At 68.6% G+C, this 26,759-nt stretch carries 23 protein-coding genes and 1 tRNA gene; 6 read left to right on the forward strand and 18 right to left on the reverse strand.

The annotated features are described in order from the left end of the window. Positions 1–584 precede the first annotated feature (584 nt). Entirely contained in the window at positions 585–1,826 is a 1,242-nt protein-coding gene (locus tag JHL17_RS21300) for an exonuclease SbcCD subunit D C-terminal domain-containing protein (RefSeq protein ID WP_200196207.1), read from the forward strand. Continuing rightward, on the forward strand, positions 1,826–5,587 hold the full coding sequence (locus JHL17_RS21305; RefSeq protein WP_200196209.1) for an AAA family ATPase: 3,762 nt from the start codon (positions 1,826–1,828) through the stop codon (positions 5,585–5,587). The genes JHL17_RS21300 and JHL17_RS21305 overlap by 1 nt, the downstream gene beginning before the upstream one ends. Positions 5,588–5,610: 23 nt before the next feature. Here the strand turns inward: JHL17_RS21305 and JHL17_RS21310 are convergent, their stop codons facing one another. The 13 genes from JHL17_RS21310 to JHL17_RS21370 form a co-directional block, all read right to left on the reverse strand. Beyond that, entirely contained in the window at positions 5,611–6,453 is an 843-nt protein-coding gene (locus tag JHL17_RS21310; RefSeq protein ID WP_200196211.1) for an AAA family ATPase, read from the reverse strand. Positions 6,454–6,480: 27 nt separating this feature from the next. Then, positions 6,481–6,813 carry a DHCW motif cupin fold protein gene (locus JHL17_RS21315; protein WP_200196213.1) on the reverse strand — a complete coding sequence of 111 codons (333 nt, stop codon included), beginning with the start codon at positions 6,811–6,813 and terminating at the stop codon, positions 6,481–6,483. Between the two features lie 75 nt (positions 6,814–6,888). Then, positions 6,889–9,558 (reverse strand): alanine--tRNA ligase, encoded by a 2,670-nt coding sequence (gene alaS, locus JHL17_RS21320; RefSeq protein ID WP_200196215.1) that lies wholly within the window; start codon positions 9,556–9,558, stop codon positions 6,889–6,891. 156 nt (positions 9,559–9,714) lie between these two features. Further along, a complete protein-coding gene (gene tatC / locus JHL17_RS21325; RefSeq protein WP_200196216.1) occupies positions 9,715–10,503 on the reverse strand; it encodes a twin-arginine translocase subunit TatC in 789 nt (262 codons plus the stop codon). A gap of 15 nt (positions 10,504–10,518) precedes the next feature. Further along, positions 10,519–11,049 carry a Sec-independent protein translocase protein TatB gene (gene tatB, locus JHL17_RS21330; RefSeq protein WP_200196218.1) on the reverse strand — a complete coding sequence of 177 codons (531 nt, stop codon included), beginning with the start codon at positions 11,047–11,049 and terminating at the stop codon, positions 10,519–10,521. A gap of 74 nt (positions 11,050–11,123) precedes the next feature. Further along, the gene (locus JHL17_RS21335) at positions 11,124–11,378 is read right to left on the reverse strand and encodes a twin-arginine translocase TatA/TatE family subunit (protein WP_200196220.1); all 255 of its coding nucleotides are present in this window, start codon (positions 11,376–11,378) and stop codon (positions 11,124–11,126) included. Positions 11,379–11,550: 172 nt separating this feature from the next. Further along, positions 11,551–12,168: an SMC-Scp complex subunit ScpB gene (scpB, locus tag JHL17_RS21340; RefSeq protein ID WP_200196222.1), complete on the reverse strand. Its 618-nt coding sequence runs from the start codon at positions 12,166–12,168 to the stop codon at positions 11,551–11,553. A gap of 6 nt (positions 12,169–12,174) precedes the next feature. Continuing rightward, the gene (locus JHL17_RS21345) at positions 12,175–13,005 is read right to left on the reverse strand and encodes a segregation and condensation protein A (protein WP_200196224.1); all 831 of its coding nucleotides are present in this window, start codon (positions 13,003–13,005) and stop codon (positions 12,175–12,177) included. A 10-nt stretch (positions 13,006–13,015) separates the two neighbouring features. Further along, positions 13,016–13,693, reverse strand: coding sequence for a site-2 protease family protein (locus JHL17_RS21350; protein ID WP_200196226.1), 678 nt, complete (start codon positions 13,691–13,693; stop codon positions 13,016–13,018). Between the two features lie 16 nt (positions 13,694–13,709). After that, positions 13,710–14,786, reverse strand: a complete 1,077-nt coding sequence (gene nagZ / locus JHL17_RS21355; protein ID WP_200196228.1) for a beta-N-acetylhexosaminidase — start codon at positions 14,784–14,786, stop codon at positions 13,710–13,712. After that, positions 14,758–15,825 carry an SPOR domain-containing protein gene (locus JHL17_RS21360; RefSeq protein WP_200196230.1) on the reverse strand — a complete coding sequence of 356 codons (1,068 nt, stop codon included), beginning with the start codon at positions 15,823–15,825 and terminating at the stop codon, positions 14,758–14,760. Before JHL17_RS21360 ends, nagZ begins: the two co-directional genes overlap by 29 nt. Further along, positions 15,822–17,582: an arginine--tRNA ligase gene (gene argS / locus JHL17_RS21365; protein WP_200196231.1), complete on the reverse strand. Its 1,761-nt coding sequence runs from the start codon at positions 17,580–17,582 to the stop codon at positions 15,822–15,824. Before argS ends, JHL17_RS21360 begins: the two co-directional genes overlap by 4 nt. 59 nt (positions 17,583–17,641) lie before the next feature. Next, positions 17,642–18,841 (reverse strand): deoxyguanosinetriphosphate triphosphohydrolase, encoded by a 1,200-nt coding sequence (locus JHL17_RS21370; RefSeq protein ID WP_200196233.1) that lies wholly within the window; start codon positions 18,839–18,841, stop codon positions 17,642–17,644. Positions 18,842–19,020: 179 nt separating this feature from the next. Between JHL17_RS21370 and erpA the strand changes: the two genes are divergently transcribed. The 4 genes from erpA (at position 19,021) to JHL17_RS21390 (ending at position 21,060) form a co-directional block, all read left to right on the forward strand. Continuing rightward, positions 19,021–19,383 (forward strand): iron-sulfur cluster insertion protein ErpA, encoded by a 363-nt coding sequence (erpA, locus tag JHL17_RS21375; protein ID WP_200196234.1) that lies wholly within the window; start codon positions 19,021–19,023, stop codon positions 19,381–19,383. A 34-nt stretch (positions 19,384–19,417) separates the two neighbouring features. Further along, positions 19,418–20,191, forward strand: coding sequence for an exodeoxyribonuclease III (gene xth, locus JHL17_RS21380; protein WP_200196235.1), 774 nt, complete (start codon positions 19,418–19,420; stop codon positions 20,189–20,191). 134 nt (positions 20,192–20,325) lie between these two features. After that, positions 20,326–20,898: a hypothetical protein gene (locus JHL17_RS21385; protein ID WP_200196237.1), complete on the forward strand. Its 573-nt coding sequence runs from the start codon at positions 20,326–20,328 to the stop codon at positions 20,896–20,898. 72 nt (positions 20,899–20,970) lie between these two features. Continuing rightward, positions 20,971–21,060, forward strand: a tRNA-Ser gene (locus tag JHL17_RS21390). A gap of 295 nt (positions 21,061–21,355) precedes the next feature. On the opposite strand, the gene JHL17_RS21395 is transcribed toward JHL17_RS21390, so the two are convergent. The 5 genes from JHL17_RS21395 to JHL17_RS21415 all read right to left on the reverse strand — a co-directional run bounded on the left by JHL17_RS21395 (position 21,356) and on the right by JHL17_RS21415 (position 26,759). Next, the gene (locus tag JHL17_RS21395; RefSeq protein WP_200196239.1) at positions 21,356–22,852 is read right to left on the reverse strand and encodes a phage major capsid protein; all 1,497 of its coding nucleotides are present in this window, start codon (positions 22,850–22,852) and stop codon (positions 21,356–21,358) included. Between the two features lie 4 nt (positions 22,853–22,856). Beyond that, positions 22,857–23,348 carry a hypothetical protein gene (locus JHL17_RS21400; protein WP_200196240.1) on the reverse strand — a complete coding sequence of 164 codons (492 nt, stop codon included), beginning with the start codon at positions 23,346–23,348 and terminating at the stop codon, positions 22,857–22,859. Positions 23,349–23,720: 372 nt separating this feature from the next. Continuing rightward, positions 23,721–24,014, reverse strand: a complete 294-nt coding sequence (locus JHL17_RS21405; RefSeq protein WP_200196241.1) for a hypothetical protein — start codon at positions 24,012–24,014, stop codon at positions 23,721–23,723. Next, a complete protein-coding gene (locus JHL17_RS21410; protein ID WP_200196242.1) occupies positions 24,007–26,463 on the reverse strand; it encodes a DUF927 domain-containing protein in 2,457 nt (818 codons plus the stop codon). Before JHL17_RS21410 ends, JHL17_RS21405 begins: the two co-directional genes overlap by 8 nt. Next, positions 26,463–26,759, reverse strand: a complete 297-nt coding sequence (locus JHL17_RS21415; RefSeq protein WP_200196243.1) for a hypothetical protein — start codon at positions 26,757–26,759, stop codon at positions 26,463–26,465. The genes JHL17_RS21410 and JHL17_RS21415 overlap by 1 nt, the downstream gene beginning before the upstream one ends.

Consider the following 26,759-nt stretch of genomic DNA (forward strand, 5'->3'; position numbering starts at 1 on the left):
TGTTAGGCATGCCGCCAGCGTTCGTTCTGAGCCAGGATCAAACTCTCAGGTTCAGATCGCGACCGAAGCCACGACTGACAGGACCGCCATAGCGATCTCCTGAAACGTCGATACTGTTACAGTTTCTCTGTCCAAAAGATGCACAGACGATCCTCGATTGCGCCGATCCCCAAAGGAAACCAACACCCCAAGGCCGCAACGGCTACCAACTACCGCCGCCTGCGCATCCCTTCTCACAACACGGTATGTACTTGTCAAAGAGCCCGCAACGCTGAGACGCGTCGCACCGGCCGCTCTTCCGCATCCCCTTCTTCAGGGGATCGGGTCAGAGTGACCGGAGATATTTCGGTCGAAGCCGGAAGAGTGAAACTGCTAAGCTGCTGTTTTCTCTTCCGTTTCTCCGCCGGCGCCGCGCCTCAATCAGCGCCCCGCCGTCGGTGGAGCGGTTTATAGGCGCCTCATCCCGAACCGCGCAAGCGCTTTTTTCGTCGCTTCGTCATTTTTTCGATCGCGTCGTTTTTCGCAGGCGCAGCCCATGGCGCGATCCGTAGAGTGGCGCATCGTTTCGTTGCGAGCACAGGACCATGCGGAGCTTCCGTCTTCTCCACACCGCCGACTGGCATCTCGGCCAGACTCTGCACGGCATTCCCCGCGACGCCGAGCATGGGCGTTTCCTCGACTGGCTGATCGACCGCATCGGCGATCATCGGGTCGACGCGCTGGTGATCGCGGGCGATGTGTTCGACGGACAGAATCCGCCGATCCCGGCCTTGGCGCTCTTCTATCGCTTCGTGGCGAGGGCGAAGGCGCTGCATCCACGGCTGGACATCGTCGTCGTCGCCGGAAACCACGACAGCGCCAGCCGGCTGGAGGCTCCGTCGCCATTGATGACGGAGATGGGGGTGCGGGTGATCGGCACCCTGCCCTCCGCCGAGGGCTTGTTCGATCCGTCCCGGCTGATCGTGCCGCTGCATGACGCCGATGGAACAGTCGCCGCCCGCTGTGTCGCCATGCCCTATCTCCGGCCCTCCGACCTGCCGGCGGTCGAGGAGGCGGAGGACGTCGATCCGCTGATCGAAGGGGTCCGGCGACTCTACACCCAAGCCTGGACCGGCGGGCGTGGGCGTTGTGGACCGGGAGAGGCGCTGATCCTGACCGGACACTGCTATATGCGCGGCGGCACCCTGTCCGAATTGAGCGAGCGCAAGATCCTGGGCGGCAACCTGCACGCCCTGCCCGTCGACATCTTCCCGGAAGATGCCGCCTATGTGGCGCTGGGCCACCTGCACCGGGCGCAGGCGGTGGGCGGGCGCGAAGCGGTGCGCTACAGCGGTTCGCCGATCCCGCTGGCACTGGACGAACAGCCCTATCCCCATCAGGTGGTGCTGGCCGAGTTCGCGGCAGGCCGGCTGATCGGACAGGAGGCGCTGCGGGTTCCCCGCCATGTGGCCATTCACCGGGTCAGCGAGGCCAGCCCGGAAGCGGCGCTTGAAAGGCTGAAGCGGCTGGACCTGGATGGAGCCCTGCCACGCGACGCCTGGCCATTCCTGGAGGTGACGGTCACCTTGCCGGAGCCGCGCCCTGCGCTGCGCGACGAAGTCGAGGCGGTGCTGGCCGGCCGGCCGGTGCGGCTGCTGAAGCTGGGGGTGCGTCTGACCGGCAGCGGGCAGACGCTGGCCGACAGCGCGCCACCGGTCGATCTGGCCTCTCTGGAGCCGGAAGAGGTGTTCCGCCGTCTCTACCGCCGCAGCCATGAGGGCGATCCCGACCCCGATTTGATGGCGGCCTTCCACGAGTTGCTGACCGGCGTGCAGGAGACGATGTGATGCGGATTCTCGCGGTGCGCGGCGCCAACCTGACCAGCCTCGACGGTCCCTTCGCCATCGACTTCGACCGGGAGCCGCTGCGGCGGGCCGGGCTGTTCGCCATCACCGGGCCGACCGGCGCCGGGAAGAGCACGATCCTGGACGCCCTGTGCCTGGCCTTGTTCGACCGCATGCCGCGACTACCCGAAGGACGCGGCGAGATGCTGGGATCGGAGGGCGATCCCAACAGCATCCGCACCACCGATGTGCGCACGGTCTTGCGACGAGGCGCCGGCTTCGGCTGGGCCGAGGTGGATTTCGTCGGTGTTGACGGCGAGGCCTATCGCGCCCGCTGGGATCTGCGACGGGCGCGGCACAAGGCGCAAGGCGCCCTGCAGCAGCAGAGCATGTCGCTGAGCAGCCTGGACGGCGAGCGCCGCTTCGGCGACGGCAAGAAGAGCGTGCTGGAGGAGATCGAGCGGCGGCTCGGCCTGACCTTCGAGCAGTTCCGGCGGGCGGTCCTGCTGGCCCAAGGCGATTTCGCCACCTTTCTGAAGGCGCCGCCGCGCGAGCGCTCCGCCCTGCTGGAATTGCTGACGGGGACGGAGATTTACTCGCGTCTGTCGGTCGCGGCGCATGAGCGGGCGACTGCGGAGAAGCAGACGCTCGAAAGACTGGCGGCGCAGGGTGGCGGCATCGGGGTGCTGAACGACGATGACCGCGCGGCCTTGCAGGCGGAAGCCGGCGACGCTGCGGAGGCCGTGCGGAGTGGCGAGCAGGCGCTGGCGCTCGTCCAGGCGGCGTTGGCCTGGCACGACCGCGACGGGCAACTCGCGGCGGCCGAGAACAAAGCGGTCGAGGTGGCGGAAGCGGCGAACCAAGCCTGGAGCGAGGCCGAAGGCAGGCGCGAAGCCGCCATCCGGTTGCGCGGGTTGCAGCCGGTACGGCCGGTGCTGATTGATGCCGACCGGGCGGGCGGAGAGGCGGCGGAGACCGCAGCGGCGATGGAGCGGGCGGAAGCGGCTTTGGCCGCGACACGGCTTGCGGTGGAGGAAGCGACCGGTCGCCATGGCGAGGCCCGGCGGCGCTTCGAGGCGACCTGCGCCGAACAGACCAATGCTGAACCCGATCTTGAACTTGCGGCCGACCTCGATGGGCGGATCGCGACCCTGACCGGTGAAAAGGGGACTGCCGAGGCGGCGGCGAAGGCGGCGACCCAGCGCAGCGGCATGCTGCGGAAGGCGGTACAGGACATCGACACCGCTCTATCAGCGGCGCGCAACGACGCGGCCCGGCTGGAGAGTTGGCTGCGGGGAGAGGCCGGCTTTGCCGGGGTGGCCGGGCAGTGGGAACGCTGGGACCGGCTGCTGACCCGCATCATCGCCGACGGGCGGACCGGTAAGGCCGCCGGTCAGGAACGTGGGCGGTTGGAGCAGGAGCTTGCGGCGACGGAAGCCACGGCGCGGGTTATGGAAAGCCGGCTGGAGGAGGCGCGGGGGCGTTGTCGCTCCGCCGAACGGGCGCTGGAGGAGTTGCGCGGCGAAGCGGTGCCGTCTCTGGAGGAGGCACGACAGGCACGGTCGGACGCCGGACGCCGGCGCGACGGTCTGCTGGCTCTGCTCGCCATCGCAGAGACGCGACACCGCCTGGAGACGGAGCGGGCGGCGGCCGAGGGCGAACGGCTGCGACTGTTGGACGAAGCGAAGCGGGATGGGACAGCTGCGCGGGAGCTAGCGGAACGCCGCGTCGGACAGCGCGCCACGGTCGAAGAGGCGGAACGCACCCTGCAACGGCTGCTGCTGGCCCAACGCGAGGATGTGGAAGGCCTGCGCGGGCGGCTGGTCGAGGCGGAGCCCTGCCCGGTCTGCGGTTCGGTCGAGCATCCCTGGGCCGGGGCCGGGGCGACGCCGCTCGGCCGGGTGACGCAGGATCAGGAAAGGCATCTTGCCGGATTGCGCGAGGCGCTCGCCGGGACGGTAGCCCGCCACGCCGCATTGGAGACGGCGGAACAGGCGGCGCGCAAAGGGGCCGAGGGGGTGACGGCGCGGCAGGCGGCCATCGCTCAGGAAATCGAAGGGCTGGCGGCGCGCTGGACCGCGCAGGCGGCGGGGGTCGGCTGGGAAGCCGGGCGTGGAACGCTCAGCGACATCCGCGGGGAGGTCGAGGCGGTCGATCATCGGCTTGCGACCATCGCGCGGGATGAGGAGCGGGCGCTCGACCATCGCCGGCGGGTCGATGCGGCACAGCAGGAGCACCGGCGGCTGGAAACCGCGGCGGCCGGTCTGGCGAGCGAGTGCGAAACGACCCGGCAGCGGCTGGCCGATGGACGGCAGGCCCTGGTCTTGGCGGTGGCGGCGCTGGAGCGGGCGGAGGCCGACAGGGAGGCTGCGCTGGCGGAACTGGCAGAAGGCTTGGCGGGGGAAGCCGGCTGGCGGTCTCGGCTGGACCAGGGGCCGGAGGCGTACCGGACCGTGTTGTCGGCCAGAGTGGGCGAATACCGGGAGAAGAGCGAGGCGCTGGCCCGCGCTGTCCGTGAGGTTGAGCGGGCGAGCGGCGAGCAGGCGGTGCAGAGTGCGGAACTGGAAGCAGCGTTCCGGGCGGAGGAGGAGGCGCGGGCACGGGCGGCCGACCTTGCCGGGCGATTGGCGGAAACGCGGACGGCGCGCGCTGCCCTGCTGGGCGGACGACCGGTGGCGGAGGTGCGCAAGGCGCTGGCAGGGGAGCGGCATGAGGCCGAAGCCCTGTTGGAAAAAGCTACCTTCGCACGGCAGGACGCCGTCGCCCGACTGTCGGCGGCGGAACAGGAACGGGAAACCCGTGGCGAAGCGTCGAGACGCTGCGCCGACCAGGCCAAGGCGGCCGGCGAGCGGCTGGAAAGGGCCGTGGCCGACCGTGGGGTCGGGCTGGAGGAGATCCGCCGGCTGCTGGCTGCTCCCGAAAGCGAACTGGAGACGGAGGAACTGGCGCTGGCGGTGTTGGAGCGGGCGCGTGGAGATGCGGCGCTGGTGGTCGCCGAACGGCGGCGGCAGCGCGCCGACCACAATGCCGCCGGCCGGCCGGTGCAGAGCGTCGAGGAGGCCGCGGCAACGGCGGAGACCATCCGGACGGTGCTGGACCGCGACCGCGACCGGCTGGGCTCGGCGCGTGGGCGGCTGGAGGCCGACGACGCCAACCGGCAACGGCTGGCGGGGCTGACTGCCGCGATCGAGGCGCAGCAGGCGCGCTGTGCGCTGTGGGGCAAGATGGCGCAGCTGATCGGTTCGGCGAACGGGCAGAAGATGCGCAACTTCGCCCAAAGCCTGAGCCTGGATCTGCTGCTGACCCATGCCAATCGCCATCTGGAGGATCTGGCTCGCCGTTATCGGCTGGAACGGGTGGCCGGGGCGGATCTGGAGATCCAGGTGGTCGACCGCGAGATGGGCGACGAACGGCGCGGCGTCCACAGCCTGTCGGGTGGCGAGCTGTTCCTGGTGTCGCTGGCGCTGGCGCTCGGGCTGTCGGCGATGGCGGCGGGGACCTCCGGCGGGATCGGCACGCTGTTCATCGACGAGGGGTTCGGCACACTCGACCCCGACAGCCTGGACGTGGCGCTATCCTGCCTGGAGGCGTTGCAGGCTGGCGGCCGTCAGGTCGGCGTCATCAGCCACGTTCCGGCGATGGTCGAACGCATCGGCACGCAAATCCGCGTCATGCCGCTGGGCGGCGGGCGCAGCCGGGTGACGGTGCAATCGGTAACGGGGATGGCACTGGGCGTGGCAATGGAAGAGGTGGAGGGGGTTTGAGGGGAAGGCGTCCCCCTCCCCGATCACCGCCCCCGCTTCGCCAGGAAGGCCAACCGTTCCAGCGTGTGGACGTCCTGCTCGTTCTTCAGCAACGCGCCGCAGAGCGGCGGAATCAGCGTGCGGGCGTCCTTGGCGCGGAGGGTTTCGGGATCGACGTTCTCGACCATCAGCAGCTTGATCCAGTCCAGCAGTTCGGAGGTGGACGGCTTCTTCTTCAGGCCCGGAACTTCGCGCAGGTCGTAGAACAGGTTCAACGCCTCGCGCAGCAGCACCGCCTTCAGGCCGGGATAATGGACCTCGACGATGCGTTCCATCGTTTCGCGCTCGGGGAAGCGGATGTAGTGGAAGAAGCAGCGGCGCAGGAAGGCGTCCGGCAGTTCCTTCTCGTTGTTCGACGTGATGATGACGATGGGGCGCTTGGCCGCCTTGATCGTCTGCCGAGTCTCGTAGACATGGAATTCCATGCGGTCGAGTTCGAGTAGCAGGTCGTTGGGGAACTCGATGTCGGCCTTGTCGATCTCGTCGATCAGCAGGACCGGGGAGTCCGGCGCCTCGAAGGCCTCCCACAGCTTGCCACGGACGATATAGTTGGCGATGTCGTGGACCTTCGCCTCGCCTAGCTGGCTGTCGCGCAGGCGGCTGACGGCGTCGTATTCGTACAGGCCCTGCTGCGCCTTGGTGGTCGACTTCACATGCCAGGACAGCAGCGGCTTGTTCAGCGCGCGGGCGATCTCCACCGCCAGCACCGTCTTGCCGGTGCCCGGTTCGCCCTTCACCAGAAGCGGCCGCTCCAGCGTGATGGCGGCGTTGACCGCCACCATCAGGTCGTCGGTGGCGACATAGCGGTCGGTTCCGGTGAAGCGCATGGGTGGGTTCCCTCAAGCGAGAAGGTTTCAATCCACGATAAACAGGGCGGCGCCGATTTCGGTCGAGGACCGGTGCGGATGGTCGCCGAAATCGGACACCTGATAGCTCATGCCGGCGGTCAGGACGAAGCGGCGGCCGTCCTTCAACTCGGTGACCAGTTCGCCGCTGACCACGAACAGCACATGGCCGCGGTCGCACCAATGGTCGGCCAGATAGCCCGGCGTGTATTCGACCAACCTGACCCGCAGGTCTCCGGCGTGGAAGCTGCGCCAGCGGGCAAGGCCGGTCTCGCCCGGATGTTCGGTGACGGGAACGGCGGACCAGTCGGTCACGGTGAAGGGAAGAGTCGGGAGTTCCATCGCCGGACCTTGGCAGAAAGGGCATGAACAGAAAAACGGCCCCCGGAGCGAACCGGGGGCCGGATTTCATTGGGATCAGGAAGCCTTCCTGGCCGCGATCGCCTTTTCGATGGCCTCGACCGCGGCCGGGGCCAGCGAGGCGTCGGGGCCGCCGGCCTGGGCCATGTCCGGCCGGCCGCCGCCACCCTTGCCGCCCAGCGCCTCGGCGCCGACGCGAACCAGATCGACGGCGCTCAAGGTTCCGGTAAGATCATCGGTCACGCCGATGACGATGGAGGCTTTGCCCTCGTTCGACGCGATCAGCACGACCACACCCGAGCCGACCTGCTTCTTCAGCTCGTCGGCCATCGGCTTGAGGTCCTTGGCCGGCAGGCCTTCGACCACGCGGGCGGCGACTTTGACGCCGGCGACGTCCTTGGCCTCGTTGCCGCCATCGGCCTTGGCACCGCCCCCCATCGCCACTTGGCGACGCAGGTCTGCCAGTTCGCGCTCCATCTTGCGGCGCTCCTCGACCAGGGCCGCCACGCGGGTCGGAACCTCGTCGGGCTTCACCTTCAGGACGCTCGCCGCCTCGGTCAGCAGATGGTCACGCTCGGACAGCCACGCCTTGGCGCCGGTGCCGGTCAGCGCCTCGATGCGGCGGACGCCAGCGGCGACGGCGCCTTCGGAGACGATCTTGAACACGCCGATGTCGCCGGTGCGGCGGACGTGGGTGCCGCCGCACAGCTCGATCGAGTAATCGCGATCCTGCTCGCCATGCGGGCCGCCCATGGAGACGACGCGGACCTCGTCGCCGTACTTCTCGCCGAACAGGGCCATGGCGCCCTGGGCGCGGGCCTCGTCCGGGGACATCAGGCGGGTGATGACCTCGCTGTTGGCAAGGACGCGGCGGTTCACCTCGTCCTCGATGGCGGCGATGTCGGCGCCGGTCAGGCCGGTCGGCTGGCTGATGTCGAAGCGCAGACGCTCCGGCGCGACCAGCGAGCCCTTCTGGGTGACATGGTCGCCCAGCCGGTGGCGCAGCGCCTCGTGCAGCAGGTGGGTGGCGGAGTGGTTGGCGCGGATGGCGGAACGGCGCTGGCCGTCCACGCGCAGTTCAACGACGTCGCCGACCGTGAGCGTGCCTTTGGTGACGGTGCCGACATGGGCCCACACCGCGCCCAGCTTCTTCAGCGTGTCGGAAACCGCGACCTCGGTGCCCCCGGCCGAGAAGATCACGCCGGCATCGCCGACCTGACCGCCCGACTCACCATAGAAGGGCGTCTGGTTGACGACGATCATCACCTGATCGCCGGCCGTGGCGGTCTCGACACGGGCGTCGCCCTTGACGATGGCGGTCACCTTGCCCTCGGCCATCTCGGCGTCGTAGCCAAGGAACTCGGTAGCGCCCAATTCGTCCTTGATCTCGTACCACAGCTTCTCGGTCCCGACCTCGCCCGAGCCGGCCCAGGATTCGCGGGCCTTGCGGCGCTGCTCGTCCATCGCCGCCTTGAAGCCGGCCTCGTCGACGCCGCGGCCCTGGCCGCGCAGCACGTCCTGCGTCAGGTCGAGCGGGAAGCCGAAGGTGTCGTACAGCTTGAAGGCGACATCGCCGGCCAGCGGCTGGCCTTCGCCGAGATGGCCGACCTCGTCCTCCAGCAGGCGCAGGCCGCGCTCCAGCGTCTGCTTGAAGCGGGTTTCCTCCAGCTTCAGCGTCTCGACGATCAGGGCGCGGGCGCGGTTCAGCTCCGGATAGGCATCGCCCATCTGCTGGATCAGCGCCGGGACCAGACGGTGCATCAGCGGTTCGCGCGCGCCGATCATGTGGGCGTGGCGCATGGCGCGGCGCATGATGCGACGCAGCACATAGCCGCGGCCCTCGTTCGACGGCAGCACGCCGTCGGCGATCAGGAAGGAGGTCGAGCGCAGATGGTCGGCGATGACGCGATGCGACACGGCATGGGCGCCGTCGGGCGAGGTCTTGGTCGCCTCGGCCGACGCCATGATCAGCGCCCGCATCAGGTCGATGTCGTAGTTGTCGTGCTTGCCCTGCAGGACGGCGGCCAGACGCTCCAGCCCCATGCCGGTGTCGATCGACGGCCTGGGCAGCGGCACCAGATTGTCCGGACCCAGCTGTTCATACTGCATGAACACGAGGTTCCAGATCTCGATGAAGCGGTCGCCGTCCTGGTCCGGGCTGCCCGGCGGGCCGCCGGCGATCGACGGGCCGTGGTCGAAGAAGATCTCCGAGCAGGGGCCGCAGGGACCGGTGTCGCCCATGCGCCAGAAATTGTCGTCGGTCGGGATGCGGATGATGCGGTCGTCCGACAGACCGGCGACCTTGCGCCAGATCGCCGCCGCGTCCTCGTCCGAGGTGTGGACCGTCACCAGCAGCTTGTCGGCCGGCAGGCCATATTCCTTGGTGATCAGATTCCAGGCGAACGCGATGGCGTCGTCCTTGAAATAGTCGCCGAAGGAGAAGTTCCCCAGCATCTCGAAGAAGGTGTGATGCCGCGCGGTGTAGCCGACATTGTCCAGGTCGTTGTGCTTGCCGCCGGCGCGCACGCATTTCTGCGAGGTGACGGCGCGCTTGTAGGGCCGCGCCTCGGCACCGGTGAAGACGTTCTTGAACTGGACCATGCCGGCGTTGGTGAACATCAGCGTCGGGTCGTTGCGTGGCACGAGCGGCGACGAGTCGACCTTCTGATGGCCCTGCTTGGCGAAGAAATCCAGGAACGTGCGACGGATGTCGTTGGCGGTCTGCATACGGTCAAGGCTCCGGGTGCGCGGCGCGGCCTTCCATCGGCCGAACCGTGCTTTTAGCGCGAGAATGGCGGCATGTCCACGACGGACGGATTATTACCCTGCGTCACGGTAGGCTCTTGGCCGCAGGCGACGCGCCGCGGCCGAACGGCTTCCGGACTATTCGGCCTGCTCCGCCGCCCGCGCCTTTTCGATCCGGCGGCCGATGATGATCGCGATCTCGTAGAGCGCGATCAGCGGCACCGCCAGACTGACCTGGCTGATGACGTCCGGCGGAGTCAGCACCGCCGCGGCGATGAAGGCGCCGACGATGGCATAGCGCCGCTTGGACGCGAGCGCGTCGGTGCTGATGATGCCGACGCGGACCAGCAGGGTCAGCAGGACCGGCAGCTGGAAGGCGATGCCGAAGGCGAAGATCAGCGACATCACCAGATGCAGGTATTCGCCGACGCGGGCTTCGAACTCAATGGGCAGGGCGTTGCTGCCGTCGGGGTGGAATTCGAAGCCCAGGAAGAAGCGCCAGGCCATCGGGAAGATGAAGTAATAGACGATGCCGGCGCCGGTCAGGAACATCACCGGGGTCGCCACCAGGAAGGGCAGGAACGCCTTGCGTTCGTGCTTGTACAGGCCCGGCGCCACGAACATCCAGATTTGGCTGGCGATGATGGGGAAGGAGATGAAGCAGCCGGCCCAGAAGGCGACCTTCACATAGGTGAAGAAGGCTTCCGTCAGGCCGGTGTAGATCATCCGCCGCCCCTGCCCCGCCAGCAGGTCGGCCAGCGGCTGGACGAGGAAATTGTAGATCTTGTCCGACACTGCATAGCACAGCAGGAAGGCGATCAGGATGGCACCGATCGACCACATCAGCCGGTTCCGCAGCTCGATCAGGTGATCGATCAGCGGCATCTTGCTTTCTTCGAGTTCGTCCTGCTGGGTGTCGCCGGTCATGGCCCGTCTTTGTCTTCAGGTCTGCTTGTCGGTCGGCTGGGCGGCGGCCACGGCGTCCGGCCGGGGGGCCGGGGCGGGCTGCGGCACCGGTGCCGGAACCGGTTGCGGCGGTTCGATGGTGATCGGCGACGGGGCCGCCGAAGGCGCCACGCTGTCGGTGACCAGGGGAGCGGCGGGAGCGTCCACGACCGGCGACGGCGCTTGCGGCAGGTCCGGTTCCGGGGTGCTGCCGGCATGGCCGTTCAGGCCGACATCGAAGCCCTTGGGGTCGAAGGCCTTGCCCACCTCCCCCTGCGGGTCGATGGTGTCCTCCATCATCTTCTTGATGTTCAGGTCGCGGGTCTTCAGCGCTTCCTTGCGAAGCTCGTCCAACTCGGTCTCCCGCATCATGTCGTCGATGTGGGTCTGGAATTCGCGCGCGACGCCTCTCGCCTTGCGCACCCATTTGCCGAGCGTGAAGATCGCCTTGGGCAGATCCTTGGGGCCAATGACCACAAGGGCGATGACGGCGATCACCATCAGTTCGGACCAAGCGATGTCGAACATGTTCTTCCGGCTTCACGAATGCGGTGGGCAGGGTGGCGTGCGGCGTCCGTGCAGGAACGCCGCACGCCCGCCGGTCAGCTGCGGACCGCCTCGTCCTTCTTGGCCGCGGTTTCGGCCGTGTTGGCAGGCTGGTTCGGAATGGTCTTGGCGTTGGCGCCCGGAGCATTGGCGCCCGGGGTGGCATCGTCGCTGTCGTCCTGCAGGCCCGCCTTGAAGGACTTCACGCCCTTGGCGAGATCGCCCATCACCTTCGGCAGCTTTCCAGCGCCGAACAGGAGAAGAACGATCAGAAGAACGATGATCCAGTGCCAGATGCTGAAGGAACCCATGGCGCGCCTATCACGTTTGAACGGCCTTTGCGGCGGGCCGGCACTATGGCAGAAAGGCCAGGGTGCCGCAACGTTCGCCCCACCATCCTTAACCGGTTGTCATTGAGGTTTCACGGGAATTCGCGCGGACCCGGCGAAAAACGCCGGAGAGGAACGCCGCCCCGGGCGGGACTCATGCCTCGTCGTCGGCACCGAGCGCGCTGTCGTCGCCCGTCGTCCCGAGACCGAGCAGGACCGGACGGCTGTCCAGCAGGCCAGCGGCGCGGAGGTCGTCGACGCTGGGCAGGTCGCGCAGGGTCTCCAGCCCGAAATGATCGAGGAAATGGTCGGTGGTGATCCAGGTCAGCGGCCGCCCCGGCGTCTCCCGCCGCTTGCCCGGCCGGATCCAGCCATGCTCCATCAGCAGATCGAGCGTGCCCTTGCTGGTCGCCACGCCGCGGATGGATTCGATCTCCGCCCTGGTCACCGGCTGGTGGTAGGCGACGATCGCCAGCGTTTCGATGGCCGCGCGCGACAGCTTGCGCGACACCTCCTCTTCCCGCCGCAGCTCGGGCGCCAGATCGACCGCGGTGCGGAAGGCCCAGCCGCCGCCGGTGCGCACCAGATTGACGCCGCGCGGGGCGTAATGGGCCCGCAGCTCCTCCAGCAGCACGCCGACCTCCGGCCCGACACGGCCGGCCAGCGTCTCCTCGTCCAGCGGATCGGCGGAGGCGAACAGCAGCGCCTCCAGCAGGCGCAGCCTGCCGATGCGGGCCTCGGCCTCGGGGGCGTCGGTGACTTCCTTGATCATGCCGGCTCAATCATGCGAGTGCGTTTCTTCCGAGATGTCGCCGTCCCGACCGCCCTGCCTGCGCCCCCGGACATACAGCGGGGCGAAGGCGCCCTCCTGGCGCAGCTCCACCCGGCCGGACTTGGCCAGTTCCAGCGTCGCCGCGAAATGGGCGGCGAGCGCGGAGCGGGTCAGCAGCCCACCGCCCTCCCCGCCCGGCAGGAAACTCGCCAGCGTCGCCCAGTCCGGCATGTGGCCGAGCAGGGAGGAGAGGCGCCGCACCGCCTCCTCCATCGAATAGAGGCGGACCGGGGCGATGTGCAGGACGCCGGCGTCCTTGCGGGCGCGCTGCTGACCGTAGGCGCGCAGCAGGTCGAACAGGGTGACCTCGTAGACCGACTTGCGGCGCAGGTCGAGATCCTCCGGCGCGCCGCGCGAATGGACGGCGATGCCCAGCCGCGGGCGGGCGAACAGCTGCGCGGCAGCCCCCTTCATCGCCTCCAGCCGCTGGAGCTGGAAGGCCAGCGCCGCCGCCATATCCTCGCCGGACGGCTCCTCCCCCTCCGGTTCGGGCAACAGCAGGCGCGACTTCAGATAGGCCAGCCAAGCCGCCATCACCAGATAGTCGGCCGCCAGTTCCAGGCGCACCTTCCGCGCCTCCGCCACGAAGGCGAGATACTGGTCGGCCAGTTCCAGGATCGAGATGCGCGTCAGGTCGACCTTCTGGTCGCGCCCCAGCGCCAGCAGCATGTCGAGCGGTCCCTCGAAGCCGTCCAGCACCAGCAGAAGCTGTTCGGACGGCGACGCCTCCGCGGATGCGGCGGAGTCGGCCTCGCGCTCGGCAACCCAATCGACCATAGGACCGCTTTCAGCCGTTGCCGGTCAGGGCGCGGATGAAGTCGATCACCGCGTCGACCGGCGGACCCAGCACCCAATGCATGATGCTGAGATCCACGCCGATCTGGCGCCCCAGCATCGGCAGCAGGAAGAAGGCCGCCATCAGGATCAGCAGCCCGAAGCGCTCCAGCCGGGCCAGCGGCACGGCCAGGAAATCCGGCAGGATGCCGACCGCCACCCGACCGCCATCCAGCGGCGGCAGCGGGATCAGGTTGAAGACCATCAGGATGACGTTGACCAGAACCGACACCTGGGCGGCGGAATAGATCCACAGCTCGACCATGCCGTTCCCCGGATCGACCAGCCGCCAGATCACCGCCGACGCCACCGCCAGCAGGAAGTTGGTGCCGGGGCCGGCCAGCGCCACCCAGACCATGTCGCGGCGCGGATGGTCCAGCCGGGCGAAGTTCACCGGCACCGGCTTGGCCCAGCCGAAGACGAAGCCGGTGGTGAAATACATCAGCGCCGGCAGCAGGATCGTGCCGAACGGATCGATGTGACGGATCGGGTTGAAGGTGACGCGGCCCAGCCGGTAGGCGGTGTCGTCGCCCAGCCGCCAGGCGACGAAGCCGTGCGCCGCCTCGTGCAGGGTGATGGCGAGGATGGCCGGCAGGGCCACGGCCGTCACCTGGAAGATCCATTCCTCCATCGTCCGCTCCCGTCCGTCAGGCTTGGGCCGGGCCGAGAAGCTCGGCCAGCCGGTTGGTCAATGCGGCGATGTCCGCCGGTTCCGGCGGGTGGCGCATCGCCTCCGCCCGCGCCCAGCGGTCGGCCGCAGCACCGCTCAGCACCGGCACGGCGCCGAGCAGCGCCCGCATCTCGGCCAGATCGCCGTTGCAATGGAGCACGACATCCATGCCGGCCGCCAGCACCGCTTCGGCCCGCGTCCTCGGGTCGCCCCGCAGCGCGTTCATCGACAGATCGTCGCTGAACAGCAGGCCGCCGAAGCCGATGGACGGACCCCGCACCACCTCGCGCACCACGATGGACGAGGTGCTGGCCGGAGCGGCCGGGTCGATCGCCTTCAGCACCACATGCGCGACCATCGCCAGAGGCAGGTCGGCCAAGGCACGGAAAGGCGCGAAATCGGTCGCCTCCAATGCCGCACGGTCGGCTTCCACCACCGGCAGTTCGGCATGGCTGTCGGCGAAGGCCCTGCCATGGCCGGGAATGTGCTTGATCACCGGCAGAACCCCGCCGGCGAGCAGACCGTCGGCGGTGGCGCGGGCGAGCGCGATCACCAGGGCGGGATCGCGCGAGAAGGCGCGGTCGCCGATGATGTCGTGCGCGCCCTCCACCGGAACGTCACAGACCGGCGCGCAATCCACCGTGATGCCGACCTCCGCCAGCATATGGGCGAGCAGCCGGCCGTTGATCCAGGCAGCCTCGCGCCCGGCGGCGGGATCGCGTTCGGCGAGCCGGCCGAACACGCCCATCGGCGGGTGGGCCGGCCAGTGCGGCGGGCGCATGCGGGCGACCCGGCCGCCCTCCTGGTCGATCAGGACCGGCGCGTCCGCCCGGCCGACGCTGGCGCGCAGATCGTCGACCAGCCGGCGCATCTGGTCGCGGCTGTCGCAGTTGCGGCGGAACAGGATGAAGCCGAGCGGATCAGCGTCGCGGAAGAAGGCGGCCTCGTCGGCCGTCACCTCCAGCCCGGCGCAGCCGAAGACGACGGCGCGCGGACGGGCGGACGGGGTGGCAAAACTCACCAGATCAGGGACGGACAACCACACACCCCACATTCTGCGCGCGCAGCTGGGCGCAGGCCGACTTGGCCCGCGCCTCATCGGCGCCGGCCCCCTGCACCCGGTAGAAGATGCCCTTCTCGCCCAGATCGACCCTGGCGACCTGCATCGCCAAGCCGCCGAGCGCATCGGGATGGCGGCCGGCGAGGCGGCGCCACTCGGCCGCGGCCTCGCCCTCGCTGCGCACCGAGGCCAGCTGGACGCGCCAGCTGCCGCTGCCGCCGGTCACGGCGGGCGCCGCCGCCGGCTTCGCCGGCTGGGGCGCCGCCTTGGCCGCGGTGGCAGGCAGGGACGCAGCCTCCAGCTTGGCGATCAGCTGCCCCATTGACGGCGCGGCGTTCTGCTGCACCGGCGGCGCCGGGGGCTTGGCGGCGGAAGCGGGCTGCTGTTGGGGAGAAGGGATCGGCTTGACCGAAGCGGCCGGGGGCTGCTGCGGCTTGGCGGCCACGCTTTGCGGAGCCTGGACGAACGGCGTCGGCGCGGCCGGCGCCTGACCGGCCGGAGGAACGGCAGTGGTGGCGACGGGCAAACCGGGCGCCGGTTCCGGAGCGGCCAACGGAGCCGCCGCCGCGACCGCCGCGGCGACGTTGTCGCGCGGCACCGTGGCGGTGGCGCCCGGCGGCAGTTGGGCCACCGACGGCACCGACGGCAGCGGCACGACGGCCGGCATCTGCGGCGTCACCACCGGGCGCGGCAGCGGCACCTCCGGCGGCGGCAGCAGCCGTTCCACCTGGTTGCCGCGCCCGCCGTCATGGTCGCGCAGCCGCTCATAGGCCAGGATGTCCTGGTGCGGCACCTCCATCCCACCGGGCTGGTCCGGGCGCGCCTTGGCGGGGCCGGCATCGGCGGTCAGCAGCGGCGGCCCGTCGCCGGACAGCCGGGACGGGCCGCGAAGCCCGACCACAGCCGCACCGGCGAAGGCAACGACGCCAACCACGGCGAAGCCGAGCGCGAACAGCCCGCGCCTGCTGGCGGACTGCCGGGGCGGCATCCCGTAGGGGTTGGCCGCGTAGTTGACGTCGCCGTCGTACTTCATGAACGCAATTCCTCCACCGGCTCCACACCCATCACCGTCAGGCCCGAGGCGATGACCGTCGCCACCGCCGCGATCAGCGCCAGACGGGCCGTCGTCAGTTCCGCATCGCCCTCGATCAGGAAGCGCAGCGAGGCGTCGTCGCGGCCCCGGTTCCACAGCGCGTGGAAGTCGCTGGCGAGATCGTAGAGGAAGAAGGCGATGCGGTGCGGCTCATGCGCCTCGGCCGCCGCCTCGACCACGCGCGGCCAGGTCGCCATGCGTTTGGCGAGCGCCATCTCCTCCTCGGATTCGAGGCGGGAGAGGTTCGCCGACGCCGCGAGCGAGGCCGGGGCCTGGTCGAGCTGCGGCAAGGCCGTCGCGGCATGGCGCAGGACCGAGCGGCAGCGGGCGTGCGCGTACTGCACGTAGAAGACCGGGTTGTCCTTCGACTGCTCCGTCACCTTGGCGAAATCGAAGTCCAGCGTCTGGTCGTTGCGGCGGGTCAGCATGATGAAGCGGACGACGTCCTTGCCGACCTGATCGATGACGTCGCGCAGCGTCACGAAGGTGCCGGCGCGCTTGGACATCTTCACCGGCTGGCCGTTCTGCATCAGATGCACCAACTGGCAGAGCTTGACGTCCAGCTCGGCCTCGCCGCCGGAGATCGCCCGCGTCGCCGCCTGCATGCGCTTGACGTAGCCGCCATGGTCGGCACCCAGCACGTCGATCAGGGACGCCGCCCCGCGCTTGTACTTGTCGTAGTGATAGGCGATGTCGTTGGCGAAATAGGTAAAGGAGCCGTCGGACTTCTTCAGCGGCCGGTCGACGTCGTCGCCGAACTGGCTCGACTTGAACAGGGTCTGCGGCCGCGGCTCCCAATCCTCGGGCTTCTTGCCCTTCGGCGGCTCCAGCACGCCGGTGTAGATCAGGCCGCGCTCCTCCAGTGCCGCCAGCGCCGTCTGAACGGCCCCCGCCGTCACCAGGGCGCGCTCGCTGCTGTAGACGTCCATGGTGACGCCGAGAGCGCCCAGATCCTCGCGGATCCAGCCCATGATCACGGAGATGGCGAAATCGCGGCAGGCCGGCAGCCAGTCCGCCTCGTCGGCGCCGACCCAGCGGTTGCCGTCGCGCTCCGCCAGGGCTTGGCCGACCTCCTTCAGATACTCGCCGGGATAGAAGCCGGCCGGGATCTCGCCGACCTCCTCGCCCAGCGCCTCACGGTAGCGGATGAAGGTAGAACGGCCGAGCACGTCGACCTGGGCGCCGGCGTCGTTGATGTAGTATTCGCGGGTGACGGCGTAGCCGGCCTTCTGCAGCAGCGAGGCCAGCGCGTCGCCGAACACGGCGCCGCGGCCGTGGGCGGCGTGCAGCGGACCGGTCGGGTTGGCCGACACATACTCGACATTGACCGGCGTCCCGCCGCCCAGCTCGCTGTCGCCATAGGCGGCGCCAGCGGTCAGCACGTCGCGGATGCGGTCGCGCCAGACGTCCGGCGTCAGGCGCAGGTTGACGAATCCCGGACCGGCGATCTCGACCGACGCCACGTCGGCGCGGCCCTTCAGCTTGGCGACCAGCAGCTCCGCCAGGGCGCGCGGCGCCATCTTCGCCGGCTTCGCCAGGATCATGGCGGCGTTGGTGGACAGGTCGCCATGCGAGGCCTCGCGCGGCGGCTCGACCGTCAGACGGCTGCCGTCCAGCCCGGCGGGAATCGCACCCTCCGCCGCCAGTTCGTCGAGCAGCTTGCGAATATCGGTCTCGAAGGCCTTGAAAATATTCATCGTCTCAGGTCGTCTTTTCAGGAGGTAACGGGAGCCGCCCGGGCTCAGGTCGTCGCATGTCAGGTCTTCACATGCAGGTCGAACAGCCGGTCATGTTCGGCCAGCGCGTAGCGATCGGTCATGCCGGCGATGTAATCGGCCACATGGCGGGCGCGCACCGCAAGATCGGTGTCGCCCCCCTGCTTGCCGATGTCGCGCTGCCATTCGGTCGGCAGGGTGTTGGGTTCGTCCATGAACAGCTGGAACAGGGCGCGCACCACGCGCTTGCATTTGCTCATCTCGCGGTTCACGCGATAGTGCCGGTACATGCGCTGGCGCAGGAAGGCGCGCAGCGGCCGCTGCGCCTCCAGCATCGCGTCGGAAAAGCTGACCATCGCCAGCGGCAGGGAGCGCAGCTCGGCCGCGGAACCCGGCCGGTGCTCCGCCAGCCGCCGCCGCGTCTCCGTCACCAGATCGACGACCATGGCGTTGATCATCCGGCGCACCGTCTCATGGATCAGGCGGGAGCGCTCCAGACCCGGGTAACGGTCGCAGACTTCGCGGACGAGGGGGCCGACCAGCGGCAGCTCCGCCACCTCGTCGACGGTGAACAGCCCGGCGCGCAGGCCGTCGTCGATGTCGTGGTTGTTGTAGGCGATGTCGTCGGCCAGCGCCGCCACCTGCGCCTCGATGCCGGGATTGGTGTGCAGCTCCAGATCCCAGTCGTCGCGGAAGGCGGCAATGGTCGTCGGCAGGGACCGGCCGGCGGGCAGCGGCAGCAGCGGGCCGTTGTGCTTCACCACCCCTTCCAGCGCTTCCCAGGTCAGGTTCAACCCGTCGAACTCGGCATAGCGCCGTTCCAGCCGCGTCAGGATGCGCAGGGTCTGGTCGTTGTGGGCGAAGCCGCCGAAGGGCTCCATGCAGGCGTTCAGCGCCTCTTCCCCGGCATGGCCGAAGGGGGTGTGGCCGAGGTCGTGGGCCAGCGCCACCGCCTCCGCCAGATCCTCGTTCAGGGCCAGGGTGCGGCCGATCGAGCGCGCGATCTGCGCCACCTCCAGGCTGTGGGTCAGCCGGGTGCGGTAATAGTCGCCCTCGTGATAGACGAAGACCTGGGTCTTGTGCTTCAGCCGGCGGAAGGCCCCGGAATGCACGATGCGGTCGCGGTCGCGCTGGAAGCACGAGCGCGTCGGGCTTTCCGGCTCCGGCACCAGCCGCCCGCGCGTGTCCGCCGGGTTGCAGGCATAGGGAGCCAGCCGATCGTGGGAGCAGTCCGCCGTCATGGGGCGGACACTACCGGCGGGGACAGGCGGGTGCAACGGCGAAGGCGTGCTATGCCCCGGCCAGGGGGCCGGGTGGCGGCCGGGCGTGCCAGAAGCGCAACGGTGCCCATACTTTGACGAAGCCGGCGATCCCCCTTACATTCGTTGCAACTCCCGCACCGCACCAGAGGGGCCATCCCATGCCCGACACCGCATTCCCCACCGACACCGAAGCCCGCATCCTCGCCGTCAGCGAAAGCGCCGCCAAGCGCGTCGCCTTCCTGATCGCGCAGGAGGGCAATCCCAAGCTGATGCTGCGCCTGACCGTATCCGGCGGCGGCTGTTCCGGCTTCCAGTACGGCTTCAGCTTCGACGAGGCCGTGACCGACGAGGACCATGTGTTCGAGAAGGACGGCACCCGGGTGGTGACCGACGACGCCTCGCTCGACCTGCTGGCCGGGGCGACGCTGGATTACGTCGAGGACCTGATGGGCGCCGCCTTCCAGATCAAGAACCCGAACGCCAGCGCGTCCTGCGGCTGCGGCAACTCCTTCGCCGTCTAAGATCACAAGAACAAGAAGAAGGCAGGCCTGTTTCGTGAAGATCGCCACCTGGAACGTCAACTCGGCGAAGGCCCGCCTTCCGCTGATCACCGACTGGCTGCGCGCGGCGTCCCCGGACGTCGCGCTCTTCCAGGAAATCAAATGCGAGACCGCCGCCTTCCCCCGCGCGGCCTTCGAGGAGTTCGGCTATCACGTCCAGACCGTCGGGCAGAAGGCCTACAACGGCGTCGCCCTGCTGTCGAAGACCCCGGCGGAGGATGTGCTGACCCGCCTGCCCGGAGAGCCGGAGGACGAACAGGCCCGCTATGTCGAGGCCACCGTGTCCGGCGTGCGCATCGCCTCGCTCTACCTGCCCAACGGCAACCCGGTGCCGGGGGAGAAGTTCGCCTACAAGCTGCGCTGGATGGACCGGCTGTACGACCATGCCCGCGGCCTGCTGGCGCAGGAGATCCCGGTGGTGCTGGGCGGCGACTACAACATCATCCCCGAGGCGCGCGACGTCTTCTCGCCGCAGGCCTTCGCCGGCGACGCGCTGTTCCGGCCGGAGTCGCGGGCCAAGTTCCGCGCCCTGCTGAATCTCGGCCTGACCGAAGCCTATCGCGCCCTGCATGACGACGACCGCGCCTATACCTTCTGGGATTACCAAGCCGGCAGCTGGCCGCGTGACAATGGCCTGCGCATCGACCATTTCCTGCTGTCGCCGCAAGCGGCGGACCGTCTGGCCGGCTGCAGCATCGACCGCGGGCCGCGCGGGGCGGAGAAGGCGTCGGACCACACCGCGGTGGTTCTGGAACTGCGCGACGCCTGACCGCGGGCCGGGATTTCCCGGATGCGGAATCGCCTGAACGGCAGCATTTCGTTAAAACTTTCTCTTCTAGGATGATCGCAGCACCTTGGATTCGCTTCCGGTGCCTGCGATGACCCTGGAAGCGAAGGGCGGGCATGGCCTGGGGGCGCAAGGACAGCCGGGACGAGGTGAAGGGGCTGCTGGCGGCGCTGGAACGCCAAGCGTCGGAGGCTTCCCGGCTGGCCGAACGGGCACAGCGCGACATGGACAGCGACCGCTTCGCCTCCTTTCTCGACTTCCGCCGGAAGGTGGAGGAAATCCGCGCCCTGTTCATCCTGACCGAGGAGCGCCTGCAGGGCATCGAGGAGGCGCGTCTGAGCGACCTGCACGCCGAGTTCGAGCGGATGGACCTGCTGCTGACCCGGATGCTGGTACGGTCGATGCGCCGCTATTTCTCCGGCATGCGCGAGGATCAGGTGCTGCCGATCGGCGCCCGCGACCTGTTCGAGCCGGAGCTGCGCAGCATCGACCAGACCCGCACCCGCCTGCTGGGTCCGCGCTATGCCAATAGTGCGACGGGCGACATGCTGGAGGATCTGGACGCGACGGCCGACCTGATCCGCAAGACCATCGCCCGCGCGCCCAGCCTTCCCGACTTCTCCGACAACCCGTCGCCCCCGAAGCCGAGGCGCCGCCTGCGAACGCTCGGCCGTCCGATCCGGAGCTGACGCGCAAATCGCGCACGGGGACCGCGCGACGCTTGACCCATCCGCGCTCATTCGCTACTTCCGTGGGCCGAAGGAAGAGTGGCCGAGTGGTTTAAGGCAGCGGTCTTGAAAACCGCCGTAGGTGTGAGCCTACCGTGGGTTCGAATCCCACCTCTTCCGCCACGAAATCAGCCCAAGCAATTGATTTGCTTGGGCTTTTTCATTTCTGGAAGATGCGTCCCCCACAGTTTACCCCACATTTTTCGGTGGATTGACGCCGCTGTCAGCGGACGTTCGCGGATAGGCCAATAGAAAAGCCCCCGGGCTTCACCGGGGGCTTTTGTGCCTGCCGCGCCGCCGCTGTAGGCCGCAGGCTGTCGGGGTTGTTGCGATCACTCTCCGACTTGATCGGCACCGGTAGGAAGCCGGCGCATCGCGGGGCGCTCCATCATCACAAGCTCCCCGCGTTCCTGGACTGTCAGGGCGCCGGGATGATGCCCGGCACTGTGCAGAACTTGTCCGGGCGCGCAACGGCGATGTCGGCGCGCAGGAACGCACGGATCCACACCTGCATTTTGCTGAAGGCGTCGCCGGCCGCGTTGCTCATCTCGATCACGAGGTTCTCGCGAACCGCCACCAGCAGGTTGGGGTATTCGCCCACCACAGCGACGCTGGCGTTCGTCGCCGTGCCGTGGGTGAGGTTGTTCGGAACCTGCTTGGTCGGCAGCTTGGTCAGCGCCTTGAAGCTCTCCGGAGCCATGAGCGGCTGGCCGGTGCTGTCCTTCATGCGGTCCAGCGTACCGGCGGTGCGCGGCGAGAAGATCACCGCGTTCGCCTGCCCGTTGGCCTCGGCCACTTTCTCGACGGCGATGGAGAACGGATCATAGCTGGTCAGAACGTCGCCGTTGGCGGATACGGTGACGGTTTGGATGCCGGTCGTGTTCAGCAGCCCCTTGGGCTCCTCGCCAACGCCCGTGCCGAACAACGCCACCCGATCGAGCTCCAGCGCCAGCCCGGCGGCAAGGGCGTTGCGCACCACCGACTCGACGTTGGCCGAATCCATGAACAGCTCCCGGCTGAGCTTGACCAGCACCGCCAGGGTGCGAGCCTTCATATCCACCGGTTCGAACGTCATGGCGCCTTCCGCCATGGCGGCATTCTCGGCTTTCCAACCAGGCGCCGGATCGGTCAGCACGCGAGCGATGCGCATGGTCTGGCTGGTCATCGGGATCGTCAGTGCGCCAGCCTGCAGCACCCGGGTCTGATTGCGGGCGGCGTCGATCACGTCGGCGGAGAGGACGGTCGGGACCGTGTAGCCGCCGTCGGCCAGAACGCCCTCGCTCATGGCGCGGCGCTCGAGCTCGGCGCCAGCCCAATCGCCCGTGACCATGCCCCGGAAGTAGCGCCCGAGGTTCAGATCGTCGCGTTGGCCGTTCCGATGGTCGGGCAGGAAGGCGGAGCGCACCGACTGGCGCAGCGTCAGGGCGCGCACGCTGTCGCCGTCGTTGCCGATGATCCGAGTTGCGGGTTCGGCGCGCTGCTCGCCCACCGGCACAGCGCCACCACCCACCGGGTGCTGTTGGGCGCGCTGCTCGATGAGGTCGCCCTGTGACGCCTGAGCTGCGGCAGCAGCGCGGCGCGTGTCCTCCACCAACTGAGCACGGCGAATATCATCGTCGAGCGTCTTCACCTCGGCTTCCAGCGTGTCGAACTGGCTGCGGGTCTGTTCGGTCAGCTCGCCCTTGGTCAACTGCTCCATCTGGTCGATCAGCTTGGACCGCTTCTGGCGCAGCTCGTTCAGGGTGAAGCCACCCAGGGCGAACGGCAGAAGGTCGGCCAGGGCGCCCGCGTCAAACGGCGTGCCCTGCATGGTGGCGGCCAGCGCGGCGGTGGGGGTGAAGACATAGAGGGCGAAGGCGCCGGCCAGCATCGCGAACAGAGCCGCCGGCACCGAAGAAGAGAGCCGAGCTTTCATGTGGTCACTCCTGATAAGCGGCGGACGCTCCGCCGGTTTTGAGCACGATGGCAAGTTGGTGGATCAAGGCGCCGTCAAAGGTCAGGTCTTCCCGAACATGCGACTTGTCGATCGGGGCGCAGGGATTCCGATAGACCAGCTCCGCCCCCTGGATGCTGATGCGAGCTTCCGGCCAGGAGCGGCACACCCGAACGTGGTCCACGCGGTTCGCAAGGGCGGGGTCGGACAGAACAGCGGTCAAACCATCGTGGAAGGTCGCAGCGCCCAGGCCGTCGACGATGGCGGCGGAAGCAAGACCCCAGTAGTCGAGCACGCGAACGCCGGCATCCACTGCCTTCGACGCGGAAGCCATTGCAATCAGGATGGTCGCGGCGTGGTCCGGACCAATGTCCGGCGCATGCAGACCGCGGCCGCCCTTGGGAAGCATGTCGCGTTCTCGAAGCTGGCGGGTGCGAACATCCAAGTCCGATGCTGGCCAGTTGGCCAGGGTCGTCATCAAGCTTTCGAATTGCCGAGCTCGCATCGAGCCACCTCATTTGGAGAAAATCCGAATGAGGTGGAGGTTATCTTCATTTGTAGAAACTACAATAGACAAAATGTAGAAGTGCGCAGTGCGCACCCGGTGCGCACTGCGCACTTGCTGGAGGGTTAGCAGAGGTTAGCAAGCGCGCAGCAATCAACCCTTTGGAAACCCGCGCGAAACTGCCGTTTAGAGCCTGCAAATCCCGGCATTTGTTAGCAGCCGAAGTGCGCATCACAGGGGCAAAGTGCGCACCTCAAATTCATCCGGAGGGGAAAAAACTCTGAATGGGGGGAGGCGCGGTCCCCCGGCAACGTGGCCCCCAGACTTTCGACCACCCCCCTCGGGTTAGCCGGCGGCAGCCTGCCCGGACACTTCGAGCCTTGCCCGGCGCTCGGCTTCGGAGCGCGACAGCCGGCCATCAAATTCGAGGATGGCGGCCCGTTCCTCGAAGGCGTCGAGCAGGTCTTGCGACCGTTCGGCGTGTCGGAGTGCCCAGTTTTCTGGTGTGACCGGTGTAACCAGTGTGACCGCATTGATATCGCTGGATTTTTTCCGGTTACACCCCGTCTTGGGGGCGGTGTAACCGGTGTGACCGGGCGGTGTAACTGGACCTGCCCACCGTGCGAACAGGTCACGCATCTTCGGCGCCATCGCAAAGCGCATTGGCCGGGAAGTGGTAGAGGCGCGCCAACCCATGGCCGGGAACCTTGACCGACTTGGACGTCTTCCCGTTGTTGTCGGCCAGCAGCATCCCCGCCTTGACCAGCTCGGCCGCCAGCTCCTTGGAGTTGAAGCCCCTGGTCATCTCCTTGAAGCCCTCGGCCATGGCGTAGAATTCCCATTGGCCCAGCGCGTCCTTGCGGCGGAAGCCCACACGATTGATGGTGCGGGACTCCATCGGCTGGCCGGTGGCGTCGGTCTCCCAGGCCGGTTCAAAGCGGCTCATGCCGTGGGCTTCGAGGAAGCCCCGAACCAGCGCAATCCCGGCGGTGACTTCGGCCGGCCCCTTGCCGCCCCGCGCCTCAATCCAGGCAGTGAAGCATGCCGCAGCGGCGCGGCTGGCCTCACCATCCGGCCAGGGCAGCACGCCCATCGTGGCGGCCAGCTCGCCCGCGGCGGCGATCAGGGCGAAGCGGCCGGCGGCACGCTGCACCTGCCCATCCGCACCGGCTGGCAGATGCTCGGCCTTCCACCGATCGCCACCGGCCCGGACGGCGGTGGCCAGCTCGTCGAGGTCACCGGCGGTGATGCGCTCGAGGAAGGCATGGGCGGCGTGCCCGCGGTGCGTCTCGGTGGCCAGCCGAAGCCGGCGGGCGAAGGCGTCGCCGTCGACGGATCCATGCAGGGCCTCAAACGCCCCCAGCCCGGCGCCAGCATCAGCGGGAATGTCGAGGATTCGGATTTCCTGCCCGGCCCGCGTCCTGCGGCCGGCTTCCGCCACCTTCTCCGCCAAGCCGATCTCGCCAGTGGAGACGAACACCGCGCGCCAGGTCATGACCGGCCGCGCGCTGGTGTCCTTCGCCATGCGGGCCTTGCCGACGCCGTTGGAGAGCATGTAGGCCATGGCATCGGCTGCCCGGCCGTCCGCCTGTCCCAGCTCGTCCAGGCAGAGCAGGGCATCGTTCGCGGCACGGGCCAGCGCCTCGGCCGCGTTGTCGGTGGCCCGCCAGTTGTAGACCGGGCAGCCCCAGGCGGATGCGGCAACGGTGAGCATGCTCGACTTGCCGATCGACGAGGCGCCGCGGAAGTGCAGCCCGCCGGACTCGGCATTCAGCAGGTAGAGCAGCGGGCCGGCAAAGGCGGCAGACAAGGCGAAGGCAAGCCGGCTGTTTCCGATGGCCAGCGCCGCAACCTCGTCCTGCCATCCGTCCAGGGTGCCACGGGGCTTGGTGTCGGCCGCTGCGGTGACACCCTGCAGAATCACAGGGTCGCCCTGGGTGTCCCCATAGGTTTGGGTCGCCGACACATAGACCCGGCCATGCCAGCCAGTGCGATCGACACAGGTCGCATAGGTCTCCGCCCGCACATTGGCGAGGTAGACCATGAACATGTCGCGCGCCTTCCGGCCCGGCGCGACGAACAGTCCCCCATCGAGGAAGACACGGCGGAACTCGGTTCCGTCGCCGGCCAGGATGGACCGGGGCATTGCCCATTCGTGGCGCCGCCCATCCGGATCCTTCCACGCTAGTAGCACGCCCCAGCTTCCGCCGGTGGAGTCGCGCGTCTCGGCCACCACCTCGAACGGCCCGGACAGTAGGGTATCGCCTGTGTCGGGGTCGCGGTGATACAGGCCATAGTCGCGCATGACGAAGGCGAGCATTTCCGGCGGCATTCCGCGGCGCTGGCCGGCGGGGGCCTTGGGCGGCGGCTCCCACGGCCCGGCAGCCTCGATCATGGCGCGCAATGTCTCCACCGTGACACCAGCCGGCGGTTCGTCGGCAAGATCCCATCCGGACGGCCAGTCGGCGGGCACCTTCACCACCCGGACGCGGGCGGCCCCCGCCTTCGTCGCCAGCTCGGCAACGGCTTGGGCAAAGGAGGCGCCCGGTTCGTCATGGTCAGGCCAGATCACCACCTCACGGCCCGTCACCGGGGACCAGTCCGTCTTGTGGGGGGACTTGGCGCCGTGCATCGGCGTGGTGGTCACGCACTCGGGGAGCAGCTCGGCGGCGGCATCGGCGGCCTTCTCGCCCTCGGTGACGATCACCAAGGCGTCGGAGCGGGCGATCAGCTCGGGCAGCTTGTAGAGCGGCCGCGGATCGGGAATGCCCTTCGAGCGCCAACCGCGCTTGGTGCCTCCCAGGTCGCAATAGGTGAGCGGCAACACGTCCTTGGCTGGGGTGCCGTCGCTGGCGGTGTAATCGAAGCGCGCGGCGTAGCCCAGCAGCCGACCGGCGGCGTCATGGTAGGGCCAGAGCTTTGACGGGGCGCCGTGCTTCGTATGTTTGAAGTTGGAAACCGGCGGCGCGCGCTCGGGCACCGGCAGGATAGGCACCTTGTCGGCACCCTTCGCCGGCCCGGCCGCTCGGCTGGCCTTGGCTTCCTCGGGCGTCAACGGCGCGAACATGCCGGCATTGTCATCGGGCATCATCTCATTCCCAGCATGTCGGACAGGTTCCGGGCCGCCTCGGCTTGGGTGGAGCCGGCCAGGAAGGCGGCCAGGGACACCACGTCGCGGCCCCGGTCTCCGGTGGCGAAGTCACCCCACTTGCCGGTGGTGAGGTTCACCTTGAAGGATCCCGGCTTGCGATCAGCACGGCGCGGGTTGAGCGCCACCCACTCCACACCGGCCCGGCAGCCGTCCGGGAGCCAGCGCGCCACCAGCACCGGCAGCACGGCCAGCGCGGCGGCGTTGATCCGCTCGAAGTCGAGACGGGCGCGCAT

This window comes from Azospirillum endophyticum (genome assembly GCF_016595245.1).
Lineage (GTDB): Bacteria > Pseudomonadota > Alphaproteobacteria > Azospirillales > Azospirillaceae > Azospirillum > Azospirillum endophyticum.

Bases quoted from the DNA above. Each gene is read 5' to 3' on its own strand.
- JHL17_RS21300 (WP_200196207.1), top strand. From the start codon at position 585: ATGCGGAGCTTCCGTCTTCTCCACACCGCCGACTGGCATCTCGGCCAG.
- JHL17_RS21305 (WP_200196209.1), top strand. From the start codon at position 1,826: ATGCGGATTCTCGCGGTGCGCGGCGCCAACCTGACCAGCCTCGACGGT.
- JHL17_RS21310 (WP_200196211.1), bottom strand. From the start codon at position 6,453: ATGCGCTTCACCGGAACCGACCGCTATGTCGCCACCGACGACCTGATG.
- JHL17_RS21315 (WP_200196213.1), bottom strand. From the start codon at position 6,813: ATGGAACTCCCGACTCTTCCCTTCACCGTGACCGACTGGTCCGCCGTT.
- alaS (WP_200196215.1), bottom strand. From the start codon at position 9,558: ATGCAGACCGCCAACGACATCCGTCGCACGTTCCTGGATTTCTTCGCC.
- tatC (WP_200196216.1), bottom strand. From the start codon at position 10,503: ATGACCGGCGACACCCAGCAGGACGAACTCGAAGAAAGCAAGATGCCG.
- tatB (WP_200196218.1), bottom strand. From the start codon at position 11,049: ATGTTCGACATCGCTTGGTCCGAACTGATGGTGATCGCCGTCATCGCC.
- JHL17_RS21335 (WP_200196220.1), bottom strand. From the start codon at position 11,378: ATGGGTTCCTTCAGCATCTGGCACTGGATCATCGTTCTTCTGATCGTT.
- scpB (WP_200196222.1), bottom strand. From the start codon at position 12,168: ATGATCAAGGAAGTCACCGACGCCCCCGAGGCCGAGGCCCGCATCGGC.
- JHL17_RS21345 (WP_200196224.1), bottom strand. From the start codon at position 13,005: ATGGTCGATTGGGTTGCCGAGCGCGAGGCCGACTCCGCCGCATCCGCG.
- JHL17_RS21350 (WP_200196226.1), bottom strand. From the start codon at position 13,693: ATGGAGGAATGGATCTTCCAGGTGACGGCCGTGGCCCTGCCGGCCATC.
- nagZ (WP_200196228.1), bottom strand. From the start codon at position 14,786: ATGTGGGGTGTGTGGTTGTCCGTCCCTGATCTGGTGAGTTTTGCCACC.
- JHL17_RS21360 (WP_200196230.1), bottom strand. From the start codon at position 15,825: ATGAAGTACGACGGCGACGTCAACTACGCGGCCAACCCCTACGGGATG.
- argS (WP_200196231.1), bottom strand. From the start codon at position 17,582: ATGAATATTTTCAAGGCCTTCGAGACCGATATTCGCAAGCTGCTCGAC.
- JHL17_RS21370 (WP_200196233.1), bottom strand. From the start codon at position 18,841: ATGACGGCGGACTGCTCCCACGATCGGCTGGCTCCCTATGCCTGCAAC.
- erpA (WP_200196234.1), top strand. From the start codon at position 19,021: ATGCCCGACACCGCATTCCCCACCGACACCGAAGCCCGCATCCTCGCC.
- JHL17_RS21385 (WP_200196237.1), top strand. From the start codon at position 20,326: ATGGCCTGGGGGCGCAAGGACAGCCGGGACGAGGTGAAGGGGCTGCTG.
- JHL17_RS21395 (WP_200196239.1), bottom strand. From the start codon at position 22,852: ATGAAAGCTCGGCTCTCTTCTTCGGTGCCGGCGGCTCTGTTCGCGATG.
- JHL17_RS21400 (WP_200196240.1), bottom strand. From the start codon at position 23,348: ATGACGACCCTGGCCAACTGGCCAGCATCGGACTTGGATGTTCGCACC.
- JHL17_RS21405 (WP_200196241.1), bottom strand. From the start codon at position 24,014: ATGCGTGACCTGTTCGCACGGTGGGCAGGTCCAGTTACACCGCCCGGT.
- JHL17_RS21410 (WP_200196242.1), bottom strand. From the start codon at position 26,463: ATGCCCGATGACAATGCCGGCATGTTCGCGCCGTTGACGCCCGAGGAA.
- JHL17_RS21415 (WP_200196243.1), bottom strand. From the start codon at position 26,759: ATGCGCGCCCGTCTCGACTTCGAGCGGATCAACGCCGCCGCGCTGGCC.